This is a genomic window from Saccharopolyspora sp. ID03-671, assembly GCF_045278815.1.
In the GTDB taxonomy this organism is placed as follows: Bacteria; Actinomycetota; Actinomycetes; order Mycobacteriales; family Pseudonocardiaceae; genus Saccharopolyspora; species Saccharopolyspora ipomoeae.
Genome location: NZ_CP134054.1, coordinates 5,280,329 through 5,296,927 on the forward strand (window position 1 = coordinate 5,280,329; position 16,599 = coordinate 5,296,927).

Genomic DNA, 16,599 nt, shown 5'->3' on the forward strand with positions numbered 1-16,599 from the left:
CGCTGTGGGTGCAACACCCCTTCCGCAGCCGCCCGAGCGGCTCTGGCGCACCGCCGAGCCGGCCCGCCACTACGACGTGGTGATCGTCGGGTCCGGCGGGCACGGGCTGGCCACGGCCTACTACCTCGCGCGCGAGCACGGCATCCGCGACGTCGCGGTCCTGGAGCGCGGCTGGCTGGCGGGCGGGAACATGGCCCGCAACACCACGATCATCCGCTCCAACTACCTGTGGGACGCCAGCGCCGGAATCTACGAGCACGCCCTGGGGCTGTGGGAGACGCTGCCCGACGAGCTCGACTGCGAGCTGCTGCTGAGCCAGCGGGGAGTGCTCAACCTCGCCCACACCGAGCAGGAGGTGCGCGACTCGCGGCGCCGCGTCTTCGCCAACCGCGCCAACGGGATCGACGCCGAGTGGGTGTCGCCGCAGCAGGTCGCCGAGATCTGCCCGATCGTCGACATCGGTTGCCGCTACCCGGTTCTCGGCGCGACCTGGCAGCCGCGCGGCGGCATCGCCAAGCACGACCTGGTCGCCTGGGCCTTCGCCCGCCGGGCCGACGAGATGGGCGTGGACCTGGTGGAGGGCTGCGAGGTCACCGGGTTCCTCACCGACGGCGACGGGGTGCGCGGCGTGCGGACCTCGCGCGGCGACATCGGCGCCGAGAAGGTCGCGCTGGCCGCGGCCGGGCGCACCAGCACCCTCACCGACACCCTCGGCCTGCGGCTGCCGCTGCAGAGCCACCCGCTGCAGGCGCTGGTGTCGGAGCTGCTGGAACCGGTGCACCCGTGCGTCGTGATGTCCAACCAGGTGCACGTCTACTGCAGCCAGGCGCACCGCGGCGAGCTCGTCATCGGCGCGGGCATCGACTCCCGCAACGGCTACTCGCAGCGCGGATCGGTGCACGTGATCGAGCGGCAGCTGGCCGCCGCGCTGGAGCTGTTCCCGATCTTCGCCCGCGCGCACGTGATCCGGACCTGGGCGGGCACCGTCGACGTCACACCGGACGCCTCGCCGATCATCGGACCGACGCCGTGGGAGGGGCTGTTCCTCAACTGCGGTTGGGGGACGGGCGGTTTCAAGGCGACGCCGGGCGTCGGGCAGGTCTTCGCCGACACCATCGCGCGCGGGCGCCCGCACCCGCTGGCCGAGCCGTACGGGCTGGAGCGGTTCGTCACCGGCGCCCTCATCGACGAGCACGGCGCGGCGGCCGTCGCGCACTGACATCGGCGGGAGGTGGCGCGATGCTGCGAATCCGGTGCCCCTGGTGCGGGGAGCGGGACGAGTCCGAGTTCCGCTACGGCGGGCAACCCGTCACCTACCCCGCCGACCCCGGCGCGCTGAGCGACGCGGAGTGGGCGGAGGTGCTGTTCGTCCGGGACAACCCGCTCGGCTGGTGGCGCGAGCGCTGGGCGCACGCCGCGGGCTGCCGCCGCTGGTTCGAACTCGACCGCGACACCGGGACCGACGAGGTGACGTGATGCGACTCGACACCGGCGGCAGCATCGACCGCACCCGAACCCTGCGCTGCACCTTCGACGGCGAACCCCTCACCGGCCACCCCGGCGACACCCTCGCCTCGGCCTTGCTGGCCCACGACCGCACCGAGGTCGCCCGCTCCACCTACCGCCACCGCCCCCGGGGAATCCTCACAGCGGACCTCACCGAACCCAACGCCCTGGTCACGGCGGACGGAGACCCCTTCGCCCAAGCCACGGAGGTGGCGCTGCACGACGGCCTGGAAGCCCACAGCATCCCGGGCGTAGCCCGCCTGACGACCCCGAACTCCCCGAACTACCACCGGAAGCACGCCCACGCCGACGTCCTCATCATCGGCGCGGGCCCCACCGGCCTGGCCGCGGCCCTCGCCGCGTCCCGATCCCGCGCCAGAGTCCTCCTCGTCGAACACGGACTCCACCTGGGCGGCGAACGCGACCTCGACTGGATCACCACCGCCCTGTCCGACCTGACCGAACACGCCCGCTTCCAGGGACCCGATCGCGGGCGTTTTCCGGTGTCCGAACGCGGGAGCGATCGGGGTGGGGTTCGGATCCTGGTGGGGGCGACCGCGGTGGGGCGGTACGCGGGCGGGTACGTGCTGATCGCGCAGGGGGAGCGGATGTGGCACGTGCGAGCGGGGCAGGTCGTGCTGGCGACCGGGGCGCACGAGCGGCCGCTGGTGTTCGCGGGGAACGATCGGCCCGGGGTGATGCTGGCGTCGGCCGTGTCCACCTACCTGCGGCGGTTCGGGGTCGTGGCCGGGCGGGAGGCCGTGGTGGCGACGACCTGCGACAGCGCTCACGAGACCGCGGCCGAGCTCGTGGCGGCCGGGTGCCGGGTGCGGGCGATCGTGGACAGCCGGGACGACCCGCCGGCGGCCGATGTGCCGGTGATCGGCGGGGCTCGCGTGGTCGAAACCGCCGGGCGCTGCGTGGAATCCGTGCGGTTGTCCGACGGGACGGAGATCGGCTGCGATCTGCTGGCCGTCGGCGGCGGCTGGAGCCCGGTGCTGCACCTGCACGACGGCGACCGCCGGTGGGACGACGGGATCGCGGCGTTCCGGCCGGTCGACGGCCTGGTCGCCGGGGCCGCCAACGGCACGTTCGACCTGCCCGGCTGCATCGCCGAAGGTCTCGAAGCCGGTGCCCGGGCGGCGGGGACGTCCCCGCCGCCGACGCCGGACCTGCCTCCCGAGCCGATCCGCCCGCCCCGCCCGGTGTGGCTGACACCCGGTGATGACACCGAGCAGTTCGTGGACTTCCAGCGCGACGCCACCGTCGCCGACATCCGCCGGGCCGTCCGGGCCGGGCTGCGCTCCGTCGAGCACATCAAGCGCTACACGACGATCGGCGTCGGCAGCGACCAGGGCAAGACCTCCTGGGTCAACGCCACCGCCATCATCGCCGAAGAACTCGGCACCACCCCGGGGGAGGTCGGCACGCCGACCTTCCGCCCGCCCTACGTGCCGGTGCCGTTCGCGATGATGGCCGGGCGCGAGCGCGGTGACCTCCACGACCCGATCCGCACCACCCCGATGCACTCCTGGCACGTGGCCCACGACGCGGTCTTCGAGGACGTCGGCCAGTGGCGCCGCGCCCGCTACTACCCGCGCGACGGCGAGGACATGGCCGCCGCCGTGCACCGCGAATGCCTCGCCGCGCGCACCGGTGTCGCGATGCAGGACGTCAGCACGCTCGGCCGCATCGAGGTCGTCGGCCCGGACGCGCCCGAGTTCCTCAACCGCGTCTACACCGGCGGGTTCGCGCGGCTGCCGGTCGGCAAGGGCCGGTACGAGATCATGTGCACCACCGACGGCATGGTCTTCGACGACGGCGTCGCGCTGCGCCTGGCCGACGACCGCTACCTGCTGAGCACCACCACCGGCGGAGCGGAGAAGGTCCTGGACTGGCTGGAGCAGTGGCTGCAGACCGAGTGGACCGACCTGGAGGTGTGCTGCACCTCGGTCACCGAGCAGTGGGCGGCGGTGGCCGTCACCGGCCCCGACTCCGGCCGGGTCGTCGCGCGCCTGGCACCGGAACTGGGCGAGCTCGGATTCCTGGAGTTCCGAGACGTGGTGCTGCACAACGGGATCCCGGCCCGCATCGCCCGCATCTCGTTCTCCGGTGAGCTGGCCCACGAGATCAACGTCCCGTCCTGGTACGGCTTGGCGCTGTGGGAGGACGTCGGGGTCACGCCCTACGGCACCGAGGCGATGCACGTGCTGCGCGCCGAGAAGGGCTACGTCATCGTCGGCCAGGACACCGACGGCACCGTCACCCCGCTCGATCTGGGCATGCCGGTCTCGCAGCGCAAGGACTTCCTCGGCAAGCGCTCCCTGAGCCGCGCCGACACGGCCCGCGCGGACCGGCCGCAGCTCGTCGGCCTGCTCACCGAGGACCCCGACGAGCTGCTGCCCGAAGGCGCCGGCCTGGCGGGCGGGCTCGGGCGCGTCACCTCCAGCTACCGCAGCCCGATCCTCGGTCGCAGCATCGCGCTGGCGCTGGTGCGGTCCGGCCGCGACCGCCTCGGCGAGCGCCTCGTGGTGCCGCTGGGGGACCGCGAGGTGCCGGTGCGGGTGCACGCGCCGGTGTTCTACGACCCGGAGGGAGCCCGCCGTGACGGTCCTGGTTGACCTGCGCCGCAGCCCGCTGCACGACCGCGCCGCCGAACTCGCCGACGTCGTCGTCGAGGAGCCGTTCCTGCCGCAGCTCGACGTCCGCACTCGCGCCGGAACCGCCTTCGGCCTGCGCCTGCCGGAACCGGGCGGGGTGACCGGTGACGAGCACCGGGCGGCGCTGGGCCTGGGGCCGGACGAGTTCCTGCTCGTCGGCGTCACCGGCACCGAGCCCGGGCATCTCGGCGTCGTCGACGTCTCGGCGGCCCGCACCGCCCTGCGGCTGCGCGACCGCGAGGTCCTGGAGACCCTCTGCTCGCTCGACCTGGACGACTTCGTCCCGGGCCGCTGCGCGCAGGCGCCGCTCGCCCGGGTCCCGGTGATCCTCTGGCGCCTCGACGACGCCTGCCGAATCCTCGTCCGCAACTCCTTCGCGGGCCACGTCGCCTCGGCGTTGCTCGACGCTCGCCAAGTGACCTCGGGTGTTGCACAATGAGGAACAGAATTTCCCGCCCCGACCGGATGATCGCGGAATAGGTCCGGCGAGCCGATAGGGTCAGGCCCGTGGCTAGTGCGTCTGAATCACGCGGAAGCAGCTCGGGAGCCCTCGTGCAATCGGTCGACCGGGCGGTGACCGTGCTGGAACTGCTGGCCCGCAACGGCGAGGTCGGCATCACCGAGATCGCCGGCGAGCTCGGCGTGCACAAGTCCACCGCCTCCCGCCTGGTCAGCGTCCTGGAATCGCGCGGTCTCGTCGAGCAGCTCGGCGAGCGCGGCAAGTACGCCATCGGCTTCGGGATCGTCCGGCTGGCCGGTGCCGCCACCGAGCGCCTCGACCTCTCGCGCATCGGCCAGTCCTACTGCGACTCGCTGGCCACCGAGCTCGGCGAGACCGTCAACATCGCCATCCGCGACTACGACGTGGCGATCAACATCAGCCAGGCGCGCGGCACCGCCTCGGTCACCGCGCACAACTGGGTCGGCCAGCGCACGCCGCTGCACGCCACCTCCAGCGGCAAGGTGCTGCTCTCCCACGCTCCCCGCGAGGACCAGGACCGCATCCTGGCCCGCAAGCTGGAGCAGTACACCGAGCAGACCGTCATCGCCGCCCGCCAGCAGCGCAAGGACTTCGAGCTCATCGTCCGCGACGGCTACGCCACCAGCTACGAGGAGTTCGAGATCGGCCTCAACGCGGCCGCCGTCGCCGTCTACGACCACGAGGGCAACGTCGTCGCCGCGCTGAGCGCCTCCGGCCCCACCTACCGCTTCACCCGCAAGCGCGTGCGCGAGGCCGTCGGCTACCTGCGCGACGCCGCGGCCGACCTGTCCGCGCAGCTCGGGTTCATGCCGTCAGTCGCGGGTGAGTGACAGCTCCTCCAGGTCGAGCTGGTGCATGACCCGGCGCAGCACCTCGTCGTCGATCCGCCGGTTGTCGCGGAACTGCACGAACACCGCGCGCTCGGCGGCGAGCATCTCGCCGCGCAACCGCTGGTAGGCGGCGGTCGGGCTCTCGCCCAGCTCCGCGTCGGAACGCCCCAGCCGCTCCCACGCGCGGTTGGCGCGCTGCTGCGCGGCCTGCCGCAGCTGCTCGGCCACGTCCCCCGGCGGTTCGGCGTCGGCGGTGAGCTCGTCGAGCCGCTGCTGGGAGGCGCGAGCGGCGTTGTGCCTGGCCTCCGCCTCGGCCAGGGCGTCGGTGTAGTCCTCGCCGCCGACCACGCCGAGCCGCTCGATCAGCCTGCGCAGCGTGGTGCCGTGCAGCAGCAGCGTCGCCAGCGTGACGAAGAAGGTCAGGAACAGCACCTCGGCGCGGTGCGGGAACGGCTGCCCGGACAGGGTGACGGTGGGGATCGCCGAGGCCGCCGCCAGCGACACCACCCCGCGCATCCCGGCCCAGGACACGACCAGCTTGTAGCGCCAGTCCGGGCGCTTGCCGCGCAGCCACTCCGGCAGGTACATCGCGCCGAAAACCCACACCACCCGGGCCAGCACCACCGCGGCCGTCAGCGCGCAGCCGGCCGCCAGCAGCGGACCGAGACCCGTGGTCACCCCGGACACGACGCTGCTGAGCTGCAGCCCGATCAGCGCGAACACCACGGCCTCCAGCAGCGTGTCCGCCGCGCCCCACACGGCCTTGTCCTGCACCCGCGTCGCCGCGCTGCGGGCGGGGGAGCGGTGACCGAGGTAGAGCCCGGCGACCACCACGGCCAGCACTCCGGAGGTGTGGACCTCCTCGGCGACGAAGTAGGCGAAGAACGGCACGATCAACCCGACCGCGCTGTCGAGCATGTCGTCGCGCAGCATCGGCTTGACCCGGTTGATCACCCAGCCGATCACGAACCCGATCACCGTCCCGCCCACCGCGGCGAGCAGGAACATCCCGATGCCGGTGAGCAGCGAGACGCCGGTGCCGATGGTGGCGGCCACCGCCACCCGGTAGGCGGTCAGCGCGGAGGCGTCGTTGACCAGGCTCTCCCCGCTGAGCACCGTCATCAGCCTGCGCGGCAGCCCCACGCGCCGGCCGATGGAGGTCGCCGCGACCGCGTCGGGCGGGGCGATCACCGCGCCGAGCACCAGCGCCGCGCTCAGCGGCAGCCCCGGCACCAGCCACCAGGCGACCAGCCCCGCGACGGCGGTGGTGAACAGCACCAGGCCGACCGCCAGCAGCCCGATCGGCCGCAGGTTCGCCTTGATCCCCACCGTCGAGCTGTGCAGCGCCGCCGAGTACAGCAGGGGTGGCAGGATCAGCAGCAGGATCACGTCGGGGTCGATCGCGTAGTCCGGCACGCCCGGGATCGCCGAGACCGCCAGGCCGACGACGACCAGCACCAGCGGTGCCGACACGCCGAGGCGGCGCGACACGGCGGTGACGGCCAGCGCTCCGGCGAGCAGGGCCATCAGCGCGGGCAGCTCGTGCATGCTCACTCCCGTCGGGACATGCTGGGCGGCAGGAGAGAAGGGACCTGACGATGTCGGATCGTTGCGCACACCTGACCGCGGCCGCCACCCAGCGGCCTCAGCCCAGCAGCGTAGACGGGTGCGAGGACTGCCTGGCCGCGAACGAGCGGGTCTGGGCGCACCTGCGGATCTGCACCGACTGCGGGCACGTCGGCTGCTGCGACTCCAGTCCGAACCGCCACGCCACGGCCCACCACGAGCGGACCCGGCACCCGGTCGTCCGCTCCTTCGAACCCGGCGAGTCCTGGATGTGGTGCTACACCGACGAGCAGCTCGCGTCCTGAGGTCGGGAGGGAAGTTTTCATGAAAACTTCCCCGTCCCGGGTCAGCTCCGGTTGGTGTGCTCGTCGAGGGCGTTGAGCGCCGAGGTCTTGGTCTCCTGGTCGACCGACTCCGCTTCCGGCGGGGCCACCGGCTCCAGGTCCGGGCGCGTCGGGTCCCGCTGCTCGGAGACGCGGTGCTCGAAGACCGGGTGCAAGCGGGGTTGCGACGGCGGGGCCGGCGGCATCGGCCTGCGCGGACGCGGCGGGGGTTCGCTGGCGATGATGTAGAAGACCTGCAGCAGCAGCACGATGATCCCCACGATCAGCGCGGTCGCGGCCAGGTAGAGGGCGTTGCGGTCACCGTTGAACCACCACAGCGCGCCCGCGACGCCGCAGGCGATTCCGGCGACGATCGCCAGCAGGTGGAAGAGCAGGTGGACGGGATAACCCCGCACGGCCGACACCTCCCCGGGTGCAACGCGGCGTGGAAAGGGCTTTGCGTGAACACGCGTGCCGGTCGCGGTGGGTTGCCTCCTGTGTGCGACGCGGCGCGGGACCGATGGTAGACCGGCCGGGCGTCGACATGCCCGATCAACGATCGTTCGGAGCAGGCGGAATCGATCCGAGACGACCCCGTTTTCACCCGTTGGGGCGATGGGTGCGCGACGCGCGCGGCGTTCACGGCGACCCCGCCCTACCGTGGAATCAACGGGCCTGGGAGTCGACAGGCCACAGTGGATCCGCGTGCATCGGACGGATCGATCTCAACGCGACAACCCGGCCGGGGTACCGGGTGGCGTCGTGCGATCAACCGGTGGGCGCGGGCCGGCTACGTTTTCGGGGGTGTTGCCGGTGCTGAATTCATTGACCGGGTTCGCGATGGCGGCGAGCATCGGCATCGGGATGGTTCTGATCTTCTCGATCGTGATGTCGTGGGTGGAGCGGGGGATGCTCGGCTCCGGCACGACGCGCCGCGGCAAGCACCGCGATCGCCGCGGTCTCGCCCACGCCTACCGCAGGCATCGCGCCGCGCTGATGGCCCGGGGGACCTCGCTGCCCGCCGTGGCCGCCGTCGTCGAGACCGCGCGCAGCCCTCGGGGCCGCGTCGTCTCCGCCGGTGGTCCGGGCGCGATGCGCAGGCCGGGAGCCCGGCACTCCTCGTTCGACCGGCCTACAGGACCTCGAAATCGGCGAAGTCGAATCCCGGCGACACCACGCACGTGACCAGCGATTCCACCGTGGCCGCGGCCGAGGAGCACTGCCAGGTGCCGGCCGGGATGACCGCCTGCGGCGTCTGACCAGCGCCCGCGCCCAGCACGATCTGCTCCGGGTGCTCGGACGGGCTCGCGCCGGTACCGCCCAGGTGCAGGGTCAGCGGGCCGCCGCGGTGCCACAGCCACACCTCGTCGGAGGTCACCACGTGCCACGCCGAGCGCTGGCCGGGCGGGAGCAGGAAGTAGATCGCGGTCGCGGTCGGGCGGGTGCCGTTGGTGGTCTCGACCTCGACGGAGCTCGCCCAGGTCCGCCGGTACCAGCCGCCTTCGGGGTGCGGCAGCAGGTCGAACTCCTCGGCGGTGCGGCTGCGCGACTCCAGCGAGAGGTAGTTGCCCTTGACGTCGCGGCGCGCGTAGCGGATGCCGATCACGGCCGAGCGCTCCAGCGGGCCGTAGACGTGCGGGAACAGCGCGTCGTCGGCGACCCCCGGCGGCGGGGCCGGATCGGCGGCCTCCCAGCGCACCGGCGCGGACAGCTTCGCCGGGTCCAGCTCGATGGCGACCATCGGTTCCTCGACGTCGCCGTAGAGGCCGTTGGCCACGGCCAGCGTCGTGGGCACGTCGGGGGAGCAGTGCACGAAGCCCTGCGACTGCAGGCTCGCGGCGGTGATGGGCTGGTCCCGGTCGCGGTGGAAGGCGCTCAGGGGCAGCAGGTGCAGCAGGCTCGATCCGGTCACGCGCCCCAGTGTCTCCCGCGACGGGGGAGAACGCGATCTTCTGCGTAGGATTTCCGGCGTCCGATCACGCCGGATCCCAGGAGGACGCCATGCGCATCGCGGTGCTCGACGACTACCAGGACGTCGCCCGGAGCTACGCCGACTGGGGTTCGCTGGACGTCGAGGTCTTCACCGAGCACATCGCCGACGTCGACGAGCTGGTGGCGCGGCTGGAGCCGTTCGAGGTGATCGCCGCGATGCGCGAGCGCACCCCGTTCCCGCGCTCCGTGCTGTCCCGGCTGCCGAACCTGAAGCTGCTGGTCACCACGGGGATGCGGAACGCCTCGATCGACCTGGAGGCGGCGCGCGAGCTGGGCGTGGTGGTGTCCGGGACCGGCAGCGGCCAGGGCCGGGGCGCGACCTCGGAGCTGGCGTGGGGGCTGATCCTGGCGGTGCTGCGCGACATCCCCGGCCAGGACCGGCGGATCCGGGAGGGCGGCTGGCAGACCGGGGTCGGCGTGGAGCTGGGCGGCAAGACCCTGGGCGTGCTCGGGCTCGGGCGGCTGGGTTCGCAGGTCGCCGCCGTCGGGCGGGCCTTCGGCATGGACGTGATCGCCTGGAGCCGGAACCTCACCGAGCAGCGCGCCGCCGAGGGAGGGGCCCGGCTGGTCGGCAAGGACGAGCTGTTCGCGACGGCCGACGTGCTCAGCGTTCACCTCGTGCTCGGCGAGCGGACCCGGGGTCTGGTGGGCGAGGCGGAGCTGGCGCTGATGAAGCCCACCGCGTACCTGATCAACACCTCGCGCGGGCCGATCGTCGACGAGGCCGCGCTGCGGGCGGCGCTGCACGAGGGGCGGATCGCCGGTGCGGGCATCGACGTCTTCGGCGCCGAGCCGCTGCCGGCCGACGACCCGTGGCGCACGACGCCGCGCACGGTGCTGACCCCGCACATCGGCTACGTCACCGACGACACCTACCAGGCGTTCTTCACCGAGACGGTGGAGGACGTCCGGGCGTACGCGGCCGGTTCGCCGATCCGGGTGCTCAACGCGGGCTGATCGGAGGCGAACCCTCCGGAACCCGTCACCGGATCTCCCTTGACTGCGGACGAGACGGACATCACAGTCATACCAACCGGTCGGTCTGACGTGACAAAGGAGTCTGTCGATGACTGCTGCACATGAGCCACCCAGAACCCCGAGTGAGTCGAGAACCCCGAGGAAGCTGCTCGGCGCCGCGCTGATCGCGAGCTCGATCGAGTGGTACGACTTCTTCATCTACGCCACGGCGGCGGCGCTGGTGTTCGGGACCCTGTTCTTCCCCGACGCCTCACCGCTGGTCGGCGTGCTGCTGTCCTTCGCGACGTTCTGGGCCGGGTTCATCGCCCGCCCCATCGGCGGTCTGTTCTTCGGGCACCTCGGTGACAAGATCGGCCGCAAGCCCGCCGTCGTGACCTGCCTGATCCTGATGGGCTCGGCGACGTTCCTGATCGGCGTGCTGCCCGGCGCGGGCACCATCGGCGTCGCGGCCCCGATCCTGCTGGTGACGCTGCGGTTCCTGCAGGGCATCGCGGTCGGCGGCCAGTGGGGCGGCATCGTGCTGCTGCTGACCGAGAACAGCGCCAGGGGGAAGCGCGGCATGGCCGGCACCTTCGGTCAGATGGGCGTGCCGTTCGGCGTCATCTTCGGCAACGTCGCGTTCCTCGGCGTGGGCGCGCTGATGAGCCAGGAGGCGTTCCTCTCGTGGGGATGGCGGCTGCCGTTCCTGTTCAGCGCCGTGCTCGCGCCGGTGGTGCTCTACATCCAGCTCAAGATCGAGGACACCCCGGTGTTCCAGGAGCTGCAGGAGAAGCAGGAGAAGGAGGTCGTCAAGGCGCCGCTGGTGGAGGTGCTGCGCGACCACAAGCGCAGCGTTCTGCTGGGCGCGGGCTGCTGTTCGCCACCAACACGTTCTTCTACATCGGCATCTCCGGGCTGCTCGACTACGGCACCCGGGAGCTCGGCCTGCCGCGCCAGCAGCTGCTCGGCGTCACGCTGCTCACCTCGCTGGTCGGCATCTTCGTGATCTACTTCTCCGGCACCTGGTCCGACAGGCTGGGACGTCGCCCGATGATCCTCATCGGTGCCGGGATGCTGGCGCTGTGGTCGTTCCCGTTCTTCTGGCTGATCGACACCGCGTCGATCTGGATGATCGCGCTGGCCGGGTGCATCGGCAGCGTCGGCCAGAGCATGACCTACGGCCCGCTCGCCGCCTACCTCAGCGAGCTCTTCCACCCCAGGGTCCGCTACTCCGGAGCCTCACTGGCCTACCAGCTGGCGGCGATCCTCGTCAGCGGCGGAACCCCGTTCATCATGACGGCCCTCCTGGCCGCGACGGGCACCTCGGCCGCGGTCTCGGTCTTCCTCCTCGCCATGTCCCTCTGCACCTTCGCCGCGGCCTACTTCCTCCGCGAAACCCACACCAAACAACCCACCCCAACAACCCCCACCCCCGCCGAAGCCTGACCCTCCCGGGGGACCCCCGATCGAAAACCCCGGTTTTCGTGCGTCGAAAACCGCAACATTCGTCGCGAGAAAACCGGGGTTTTCGATCGGGTGAACGGGATCAGACGTCCTGGGCGAGGGTTTTGACCTGTTCGATGAGCTTGGCCCGGCCCGGGGCGTCCTGGGCGAAGGGGGTCACGTTGAGGGTGGTGACGCCCGCTTCCTTCATGGCCGCCAAGCGCTCCTTGACGTGGGACTCGGTGCCGATGAGGGAGATCTTCTCCAGGAGGTCACGCGGGACCGCCGCGGCGGCCTCGTCCTTCTTGCCGTCGAGGTAGAGGTTCTGGATCTCCTCCGCCTCGGCCTCGTAGCCGTAGCGGCGGGCGAGGTTGTTGTAGAAGTTCTTGCCCTTGGCGCCCATGCCGCCGACGTAGAGGGCGACCATCGGGCGCACGAAGTCGACCAGGTCCTCCAGCCCCTCGCCGATGGCCAGCGGGGCCTGGGCGACCACGTCCAGCGGCGGCAGCGAGGCGTCGCGCTTGGCCTTGCCCGCGGCCAGTGGCTCGCCCCACACGTCACCGGCGCGCTCCGGCAGGAAGAAGATCGGCTCCCAGCCCTCGGCGATCTCGGCGACCATCTCGACGTTCTTCGGGCCGATGGCGGCGATCAGGATCGGGATCCGCTCGCGCACCGGGTGGTTGATCAGCTTCAGGGGCTTGCCCAGGCCGGTGCCCTGCTCGGCGGGCAGCGGGATGTTGTAGTGCTTGCCGCTGTGCTCGACCTTCTCGCGGCGCCACACCTGACGGCAGATGTCGACGATCTCCCGGGTCCGGCCCAGCGGCGCGTGGTACGGGACGCCGTGGAAGCCCTCGATGACCTGCGGCCCCGAGGCGCCGATGCCGAGGGTGAACCGGCCGTCGGAGACGAAGTCCAGGCCGGCGGGTCATCGCGGTCAGCGTGGGCGTGCGGGTGTAGATCTGCAGGATGCCGGAGGCGATCTCCAGGCGTTCGGTCTTGGCGGCGATGAAGCCCATCTGGCTGACCGCGTCGAAGGAGTAGGCCTCCGGGACGTAGACGATGTCCAGCCCGGCCTTCTCGTAGGTCGCCAGGTCGTCGACGGTTTCCTTGAAGCCTCCGCTGTAGTTCAGCGGCATCCCGATGCGCATCGGCCGATCCTTCCGGGGTCCGGCGGCGGCGGGTCGCGGCGACACCGCCGAGGTCTGGAGCGACGTTACCGCCGAGTACGCCCCGACGGGGAGTGCAACGGCACGCCTGGGGCGTGTGATGCACCTCGCAATGCAATCGGGCGATTTGGTCGTGCGACGTTCACCGTGCTCATCTTGTTAGTCATGTCGTCAATAGAGGCTGTGACCCCGTCATGAGGCTCGCCATGCTCGACATCGGCTCCGCGGCGGCCCGGTTGGACATCGTCGACCTCGCCAGCCCGCGCATGCCGCGCGCGACCTGGAGCGTCAAGTCCCGCACCCGCCTCGCCGAGCACACCCTCGCCGACGGCCGGGTGACCGAGGAGGGCTTCGCCGACGCCGAGCGCGCGGTCCGGCGCTGCGTCGACGCCGCGGCCGACAAGCCCGTCGAGGCGCTGATCGCCTACGGGACCTCGGCGGTCCGCGATGCCAGCAACGGCGCGCGACTGCGCAAGCACCTCGGCCGGGCCGCCGGGGTGCGCATCGGCGTGCTCACCCCGCGCGACGAGGCCGCCGTGGCCTACCACGCGGCACGCCGCTGGCACGGGCACGACGACGAGCCGATGACCACCGTCGACATCGGCGGCGGCACCGTCGACGTCGCCACCGGGACCGGCATCGACCCCCGACGCGTCGTCTCGCTCCCGCACGGCGCGGCCCGGCTGACCCGCCAGTTCCTGCCCGACGACCCGCCCACCCCGCGCCAGCTCGACGCGCTGCGCCAGGAGCTGTCCGAGACGATCCCGCCCGCGCTGCGCCGCGTCGAGACCGGCTACCCGCTGGCGCTGTCGAAGGTGCTGCGGCAGCTGGCGGTGCTCACCGAGAGCGAGCCGGGCTTGATCGCCCGCCGCCCGCACCGGCTGCGGCGGGACCGGCTCGCCGACTGGATCCCCCGGCTCGCCGAGCTCGATCACCAGCAGCGCGCGAAGCTGCCCGGCGTCTCCCGCAGCCGCGGCAAGCGCATCCTCGCCGGCGCGATCGTCGCCGAGGTGCTCATGGAGTCCCTGGGACTGCCCGAGCTGGAGATCTGCCCGTGGGGCCTGCGCCAGGGCCTGGTCTACCGGTTCCTGGAGGCGCGCACCCGCACGCGCGCGGAGGCGCTCGACCTGGTGGGCACCCTGTTCGACTGACCCCGGCGCGCGATCGGCGGTAGCGTCGGAGGGGAGATCGACTAGGGAGGCGCCGTGGCACTGCTGTTGCACATCTTGATCACGATGGTGGCGGTGTGGATCACCACCGCGCTGCCGGGCATCGAGCTCTCCGGCGAGGACACCACCGCGAAGGTCCTGACGCTGCTGGCCGTCTCGGTGATCTTCGGCCTGGTCAACCTGGTGCTCAAGCCGATCGCCAAGACGCTGGGCTGCCTGCTCTACGTGCTCACGCTGGGGCTGTTCGGACTGGTCGTCAACGGCCTGCTGTTCTGGCTCACCAGCTACCTGGCGGGAGAGCTCGACCTGCCGTTCCACGTCGACGGCTTCTGGGCCGCCTTCTGGGGCGCGCTGATCGTGTCCATCGTCAGCAGCGCGCTGGCCGGCATCGTCCGCCGCGTCGCCCAGCCGCAGGAGGGCTGAGTGCGGATCGCGCTGCGGTCCTTCGCCGCGCTGGTCGACGACGACGAGGTCGCCGAATTCCTCGGCGTGGCGGGGTTGTCCGGCGAGCCGCCGGAGCACGGCGAGGAGGTGGCGCGCAGCCTGGCGCGCGCCACCGTCTTCGGCCTCGCCGAGGTGAAGGTGCCGGGCGAGACCGAGCTGCGCGCGCTGGTCGCCGTCGGCGACGGCGGGGGCGTCCGGGTGCGGGTGCTCGGCGAGGAGGTCACCACCGAGGTCGTCCGCCCGGACGCGCCGTGGCCGGCGCTGGTCGCCTGCCTGCCGAAACGCGAGCCGTCGGAGGGCTGCGAGGTCACCGTCCCGACCCGCGAGCTCGCCGAGGCCCGCGCCGACGCGACCGACCGCGACGAGGGCGCGGACTGGCTGGCCTACGAGCTCACGCAGCGCGAGGTCCCCGCCGACGACGCCCGCGCGGTCGCCGACCTGCTGGCGCGCGGCGACGACACCGAGGCCCGGCTCGCGGTCGCCTACCGCGACGAGGACGGCGGGTTCCACCGCTGGCGGCACGAGATCGAGATCCGCCACTCGCCCACGGGCCGCTCGGCGGTCATCCCGGAGTCGCCGGACGACACCTTCACCATGATCGCCCCGGCCGACACCTACCTCCTGGGCAAGACGCTGCAGGAATACCTGGAGGACCTCACCGGCTAAGGGGCTGTTGGCATGCGGCGGAGCCGCATTCTCTTCCACCAGCTAAGACACCTGCACCGCCGCGGGTCCTGAGCGCCTTCGTGGCGAGTACGCCGGGACGCCTCGTATTGGCATACTCAAGGAGCGGCGCACGGAGTCCACGGAGGCGCTCAGGTTCCGCCACCCGCACCGCCACGCAAGGTGATTCCTCAACAGTTCTCAGTCCAAGCGGGTGGCGATGTCCTTGCCGATGAGCAGGGACGCCGTGGCTGCGGGGGAGGGCGCGTTGAGGACGTGGACCCAGTGCTCGTCCTCGACCACCAGGAAGTCGTCGACCAGCGTTCCCTCCGGCGTGACGGCCTGGGCGCGGACACCGGCCTCGGAGCGCAGCAGGTCGTGGCCGCGCAGGTCGGGCAGCAGGGTGCGGGCGGCGCGCAGGAACAGCGGTTTGAGCGCGGAGCGGGCGATCTCGGTCGCCCCGGTGCGCCAGTACTTCTTCGGCCAGCACCCGCAGACCCGGGTCGGTGACCAGGCGCTTCAGGTGCTCCGGCGAGACCGCGCCCCAGCGGTAGCCCTCGCGGGACAGCGCGGGCACGGCGTTGGGGCCGACGTGCAGGCTGCCGTCGATCATGCGGGTCAGGTGCACGCCCAGGAACGGGAACGCCGGGTCCGGCACCGGGTAGACCAGCGAGTTGACCAGGTCGCGGCTGAAGGACGTGGTCTCGTAGTACTCGCCGCGGAAGGGCAGGATCCGCGCGGGTGGCGTGGTCCCGGCGAGCTCGGCGACGGCGTCGCTGTGCAGGCCCGCGCAGTTGACCGCTCGCCTGCTGCGGATCTCGCCGCGGTCGGTCAGCAGCACCAGCTCGCCGCCGTCGCGGCGGACCCCCTGGAGCTCGGTCGCCGGGCGCAGTTCCACGCCGCGCTCGGCCAGCAGCTCGGCGAGCTTCTCGCTGACGGCGGCGAAGTCGGTGATGCCCGCGTCGGGCACGTGCAGCGCCCGCACCCCGCGCACGTTCGGTTCGCGCTCGCGCAGGCCGATCAGGTCCAGCTCGCCGACCGCGACGCCGTTGGCGCGGCCGCGCCGTTCGAGCTCGGCGAGCCTGGGCAGTTGATCGATCGAGGTGGCGACCACCACTTTCCCGGTGCGCCGCACCGGGATTCCGTGATCGGTGCAGAACCGGTACATGGCTTCGCCGCCGGCGCGCGCGAACCGGGCCTTGGCGCTGCCCGGCGGGTAGTAGAGTCCACTGTGGATCACTCCGGAGTTGTGCCCGGTCTGGTGCGCGCCCCAGTGACGTTCCTTGTCCAGCACCGTGATTCGGCGGCCGGGTTGCTGCTCGACGAGCGCGTGGGCCGTGGCCAGCCCCACGATGCCGCCGCCGATGATCGTCACGTCGTTGGTCATGTGGCCATCCTC

17 protein-coding genes and 1 pseudogene are annotated in these 16,599 nt (G+C 72.0%); 13 read left to right on the plus strand and 5 right to left on the minus strand.

Translation table 11 applies throughout. The features are described 5' to 3' along the window. The first annotated feature begins 4 nt into the window (after positions 1 to 4). The 5 genes from REH65_RS24490 to REH65_RS24510 all read left to right on the plus strand — a co-directional run bounded on the left by REH65_RS24490 (position 5) and on the right by REH65_RS24510 (position 5,477). Positions 5 to 1,219, plus strand: coding sequence for a sarcosine oxidase subunit beta family protein (locus REH65_RS24490; RefSeq protein ID WP_406689240.1), 1,215 nt, complete (start codon positions 5 to 7; stop codon positions 1,217 to 1,219). Positions 1,220 to 1,239: 20 nt separating this feature from the next. Continuing rightward, entirely contained in the window at positions 1,240 to 1,476 is a 237-nt protein-coding gene (locus REH65_RS24495; RefSeq protein ID WP_406689241.1) for a sarcosine oxidase subunit delta, read from the plus strand. Next, positions 1,476 to 4,127 (plus strand): 2Fe-2S iron-sulfur cluster-binding protein, encoded by a 2,652-nt coding sequence (locus REH65_RS24500; protein ID WP_406689242.1) that lies wholly within the window; start codon positions 1,476 to 1,478, stop codon positions 4,125 to 4,127. The genes REH65_RS24495 and REH65_RS24500 overlap by 1 nt, the downstream gene beginning before the upstream one ends. After that, the gene (locus tag REH65_RS24505; protein WP_281459077.1) at positions 4,111 to 4,605 is read left to right on the plus strand and encodes a sarcosine oxidase subunit gamma; all 495 of its coding nucleotides are present in this window, start codon (positions 4,111 to 4,113) and stop codon (positions 4,603 to 4,605) included. Before REH65_RS24500 ends, REH65_RS24505 begins: the two co-directional genes overlap by 17 nt. Positions 4,606 to 4,718: 113 nt before the next feature. Next, positions 4,719 to 5,477 (plus strand): IclR family transcriptional regulator, encoded by a 759-nt coding sequence (locus REH65_RS24510; RefSeq protein WP_406689243.1) that lies wholly within the window; start codon positions 4,719 to 4,721, stop codon positions 5,475 to 5,477. On the opposite strand, the gene REH65_RS24515 is transcribed toward REH65_RS24510, so the two are convergent. Continuing rightward, the gene (locus REH65_RS24515) at positions 5,460 to 7,025 is read right to left on the minus strand and encodes a Na+/H+ antiporter (protein WP_406689244.1); all 1,566 of its coding nucleotides are present in this window, start codon (positions 7,023 to 7,025) and stop codon (positions 5,460 to 5,462) included. The genes REH65_RS24510 and REH65_RS24515 overlap by 18 nt on opposite strands. 50 nt (positions 7,026 to 7,075) lie before the next feature. Between REH65_RS24515 and REH65_RS24520 the strand changes: the two genes are divergently transcribed. Next, the gene (locus REH65_RS24520; protein WP_281459074.1) at positions 7,076 to 7,348 is read left to right on the plus strand and encodes a UBP-type zinc finger domain-containing protein; all 273 of its coding nucleotides are present in this window, start codon (positions 7,076 to 7,078) and stop codon (positions 7,346 to 7,348) included. 41 nt (positions 7,349 to 7,389) lie between these two features. Here REH65_RS24520 and REH65_RS24525 read toward each other — a convergent pair whose 3' ends face one another. Beyond that, the gene (locus REH65_RS24525; protein WP_406689245.1) at positions 7,390 to 7,782 is read right to left on the minus strand and encodes a hypothetical protein; all 393 of its coding nucleotides are present in this window, start codon (positions 7,780 to 7,782) and stop codon (positions 7,390 to 7,392) included. Positions 7,783 to 8,179: 397 nt separating this feature from the next. Here REH65_RS24525 and REH65_RS24530 point away from each other — a divergent pair, with 397 nt between their 5' ends. Further along, positions 8,180 to 8,551, plus strand: coding sequence for a hypothetical protein (locus REH65_RS24530; RefSeq protein ID WP_406689246.1), 372 nt, complete (start codon positions 8,180 to 8,182; stop codon positions 8,549 to 8,551). Here the strand turns inward: REH65_RS24530 and REH65_RS24535 are convergent. Further along, entirely contained in the window at positions 8,499 to 9,278 is a 780-nt protein-coding gene (locus tag REH65_RS24535; protein ID WP_406689247.1) for a cupin domain-containing protein, read from the minus strand. The genes REH65_RS24530 and REH65_RS24535 overlap by 53 nt on opposite strands. A gap of 89 nt (positions 9,279 to 9,367) precedes the next feature. On the opposite strand from REH65_RS24535, the gene REH65_RS24540 reads away from it, so the two are divergent. From REH65_RS24540 to REH65_RS24550, 3 genes are all read left to right on the plus strand, one after another. Further along, positions 9,368 to 10,315 (plus strand): D-2-hydroxyacid dehydrogenase family protein, encoded by a 948-nt coding sequence (locus REH65_RS24540; protein WP_406689248.1) that lies wholly within the window; start codon positions 9,368 to 9,370, stop codon positions 10,313 to 10,315. Positions 10,316 to 10,424: 109 nt separating this feature from the next. After that, complete coding sequence (locus REH65_RS24545; RefSeq protein WP_406689249.1) at positions 10,425 to 11,321, plus strand: MFS transporter; 897 nt, start codon at positions 10,425 to 10,427, stop codon at positions 11,319 to 11,321. Continuing rightward, entirely contained in the window at positions 11,231 to 11,761 is a 531-nt protein-coding gene (locus REH65_RS24550; RefSeq protein ID WP_406693233.1) for an MFS transporter, read from the plus strand. Before REH65_RS24545 ends, REH65_RS24550 begins: the two co-directional genes overlap by 91 nt. Positions 11,762 to 11,861: 100 nt before the next feature. Here REH65_RS24550 and REH65_RS24555 read toward each other — a convergent pair. Then, a pseudogene (locus tag REH65_RS24555) lies at positions 11,862 to 12,906 on the minus strand (LLM class F420-dependent oxidoreductase). 212 nt (positions 12,907 to 13,118) lie between these two features. Here REH65_RS24555 and REH65_RS24560 point away from each other — a divergent pair. The 3 genes from REH65_RS24560 to REH65_RS24570 are packed head-to-tail and all read left to right on the plus strand — an operon-like array spanning position 13,119 to position 15,203. Then, complete coding sequence (locus tag REH65_RS24560; RefSeq protein WP_406689250.1) at positions 13,119 to 14,075, plus strand: Ppx/GppA phosphatase family protein; 957 nt, start codon at positions 13,119 to 13,121, stop codon at positions 14,073 to 14,075. Positions 14,076 to 14,129: 54 nt separating this feature from the next. Continuing rightward, entirely contained in the window at positions 14,130 to 14,516 is a 387-nt protein-coding gene (locus REH65_RS24565) for a phage holin family protein (protein WP_281459066.1), read from the plus strand. Next, on the plus strand, positions 14,517 to 15,203 hold the full coding sequence (locus REH65_RS24570) for an ESX secretion-associated protein EspG (RefSeq protein ID WP_406689251.1): 687 nt from the start codon (positions 14,517 to 14,519) through the stop codon (positions 15,201 to 15,203). Here REH65_RS24570 and lhgO read toward each other — a convergent pair. Then, entirely contained in the window at positions 15,193 to 16,587 is a 1,395-nt protein-coding gene (gene lhgO / locus REH65_RS24575) for an L-2-hydroxyglutarate oxidase (RefSeq protein ID WP_406689252.1), read from the minus strand. The two genes, REH65_RS24570 and lhgO, sit on opposite strands and share 11 nt — an antisense overlap. Positions 16,588 to 16,599 lie beyond the last annotated feature (12 nt).

What these genes read in the sequence shown, in the direction of transcription:
- REH65_RS24495 (WP_406689241.1), top strand. Translation starts at nt 1,240, where the DNA reads ATGCTGCGAATCCGGTGCCCCTGGTGCGGGGAGCGGGACGAGTCCGAG.
- REH65_RS24500 (WP_406689242.1), top strand. Translation starts at nt 1,476, where the DNA reads ATGCGACTCGACACCGGCGGCAGCATCGACCGCACCCGAACCCTGCGC.
- REH65_RS24515 (WP_406689244.1), bottom strand. Translation starts at nt 7,025, where the DNA reads ATGCACGAGCTGCCCGCGCTGATGGCCCTGCTCGCCGGAGCGCTGGCC.
- REH65_RS24520 (WP_281459074.1), top strand. Translation starts at nt 7,076, where the DNA reads ATGTCGGATCGTTGCGCACACCTGACCGCGGCCGCCACCCAGCGGCCT.
- REH65_RS24540 (WP_406689248.1), top strand. Translation starts at nt 9,368, where the DNA reads ATGCGCATCGCGGTGCTCGACGACTACCAGGACGTCGCCCGGAGCTAC.
- REH65_RS24545 (WP_406689249.1), top strand. Translation starts at nt 10,425, where the DNA reads ATGACTGCTGCACATGAGCCACCCAGAACCCCGAGTGAGTCGAGAACC.
- REH65_RS24560 (WP_406689250.1), top strand. Translation starts at nt 13,119, where the DNA reads ATGAGGCTCGCCATGCTCGACATCGGCTCCGCGGCGGCCCGGTTGGAC.
- lhgO (WP_406689252.1), bottom strand. Translation starts at nt 16,587, where the DNA reads ATGACCAACGACGTGACGATCATCGGCGGCGGCATCGTGGGGCTGGCC.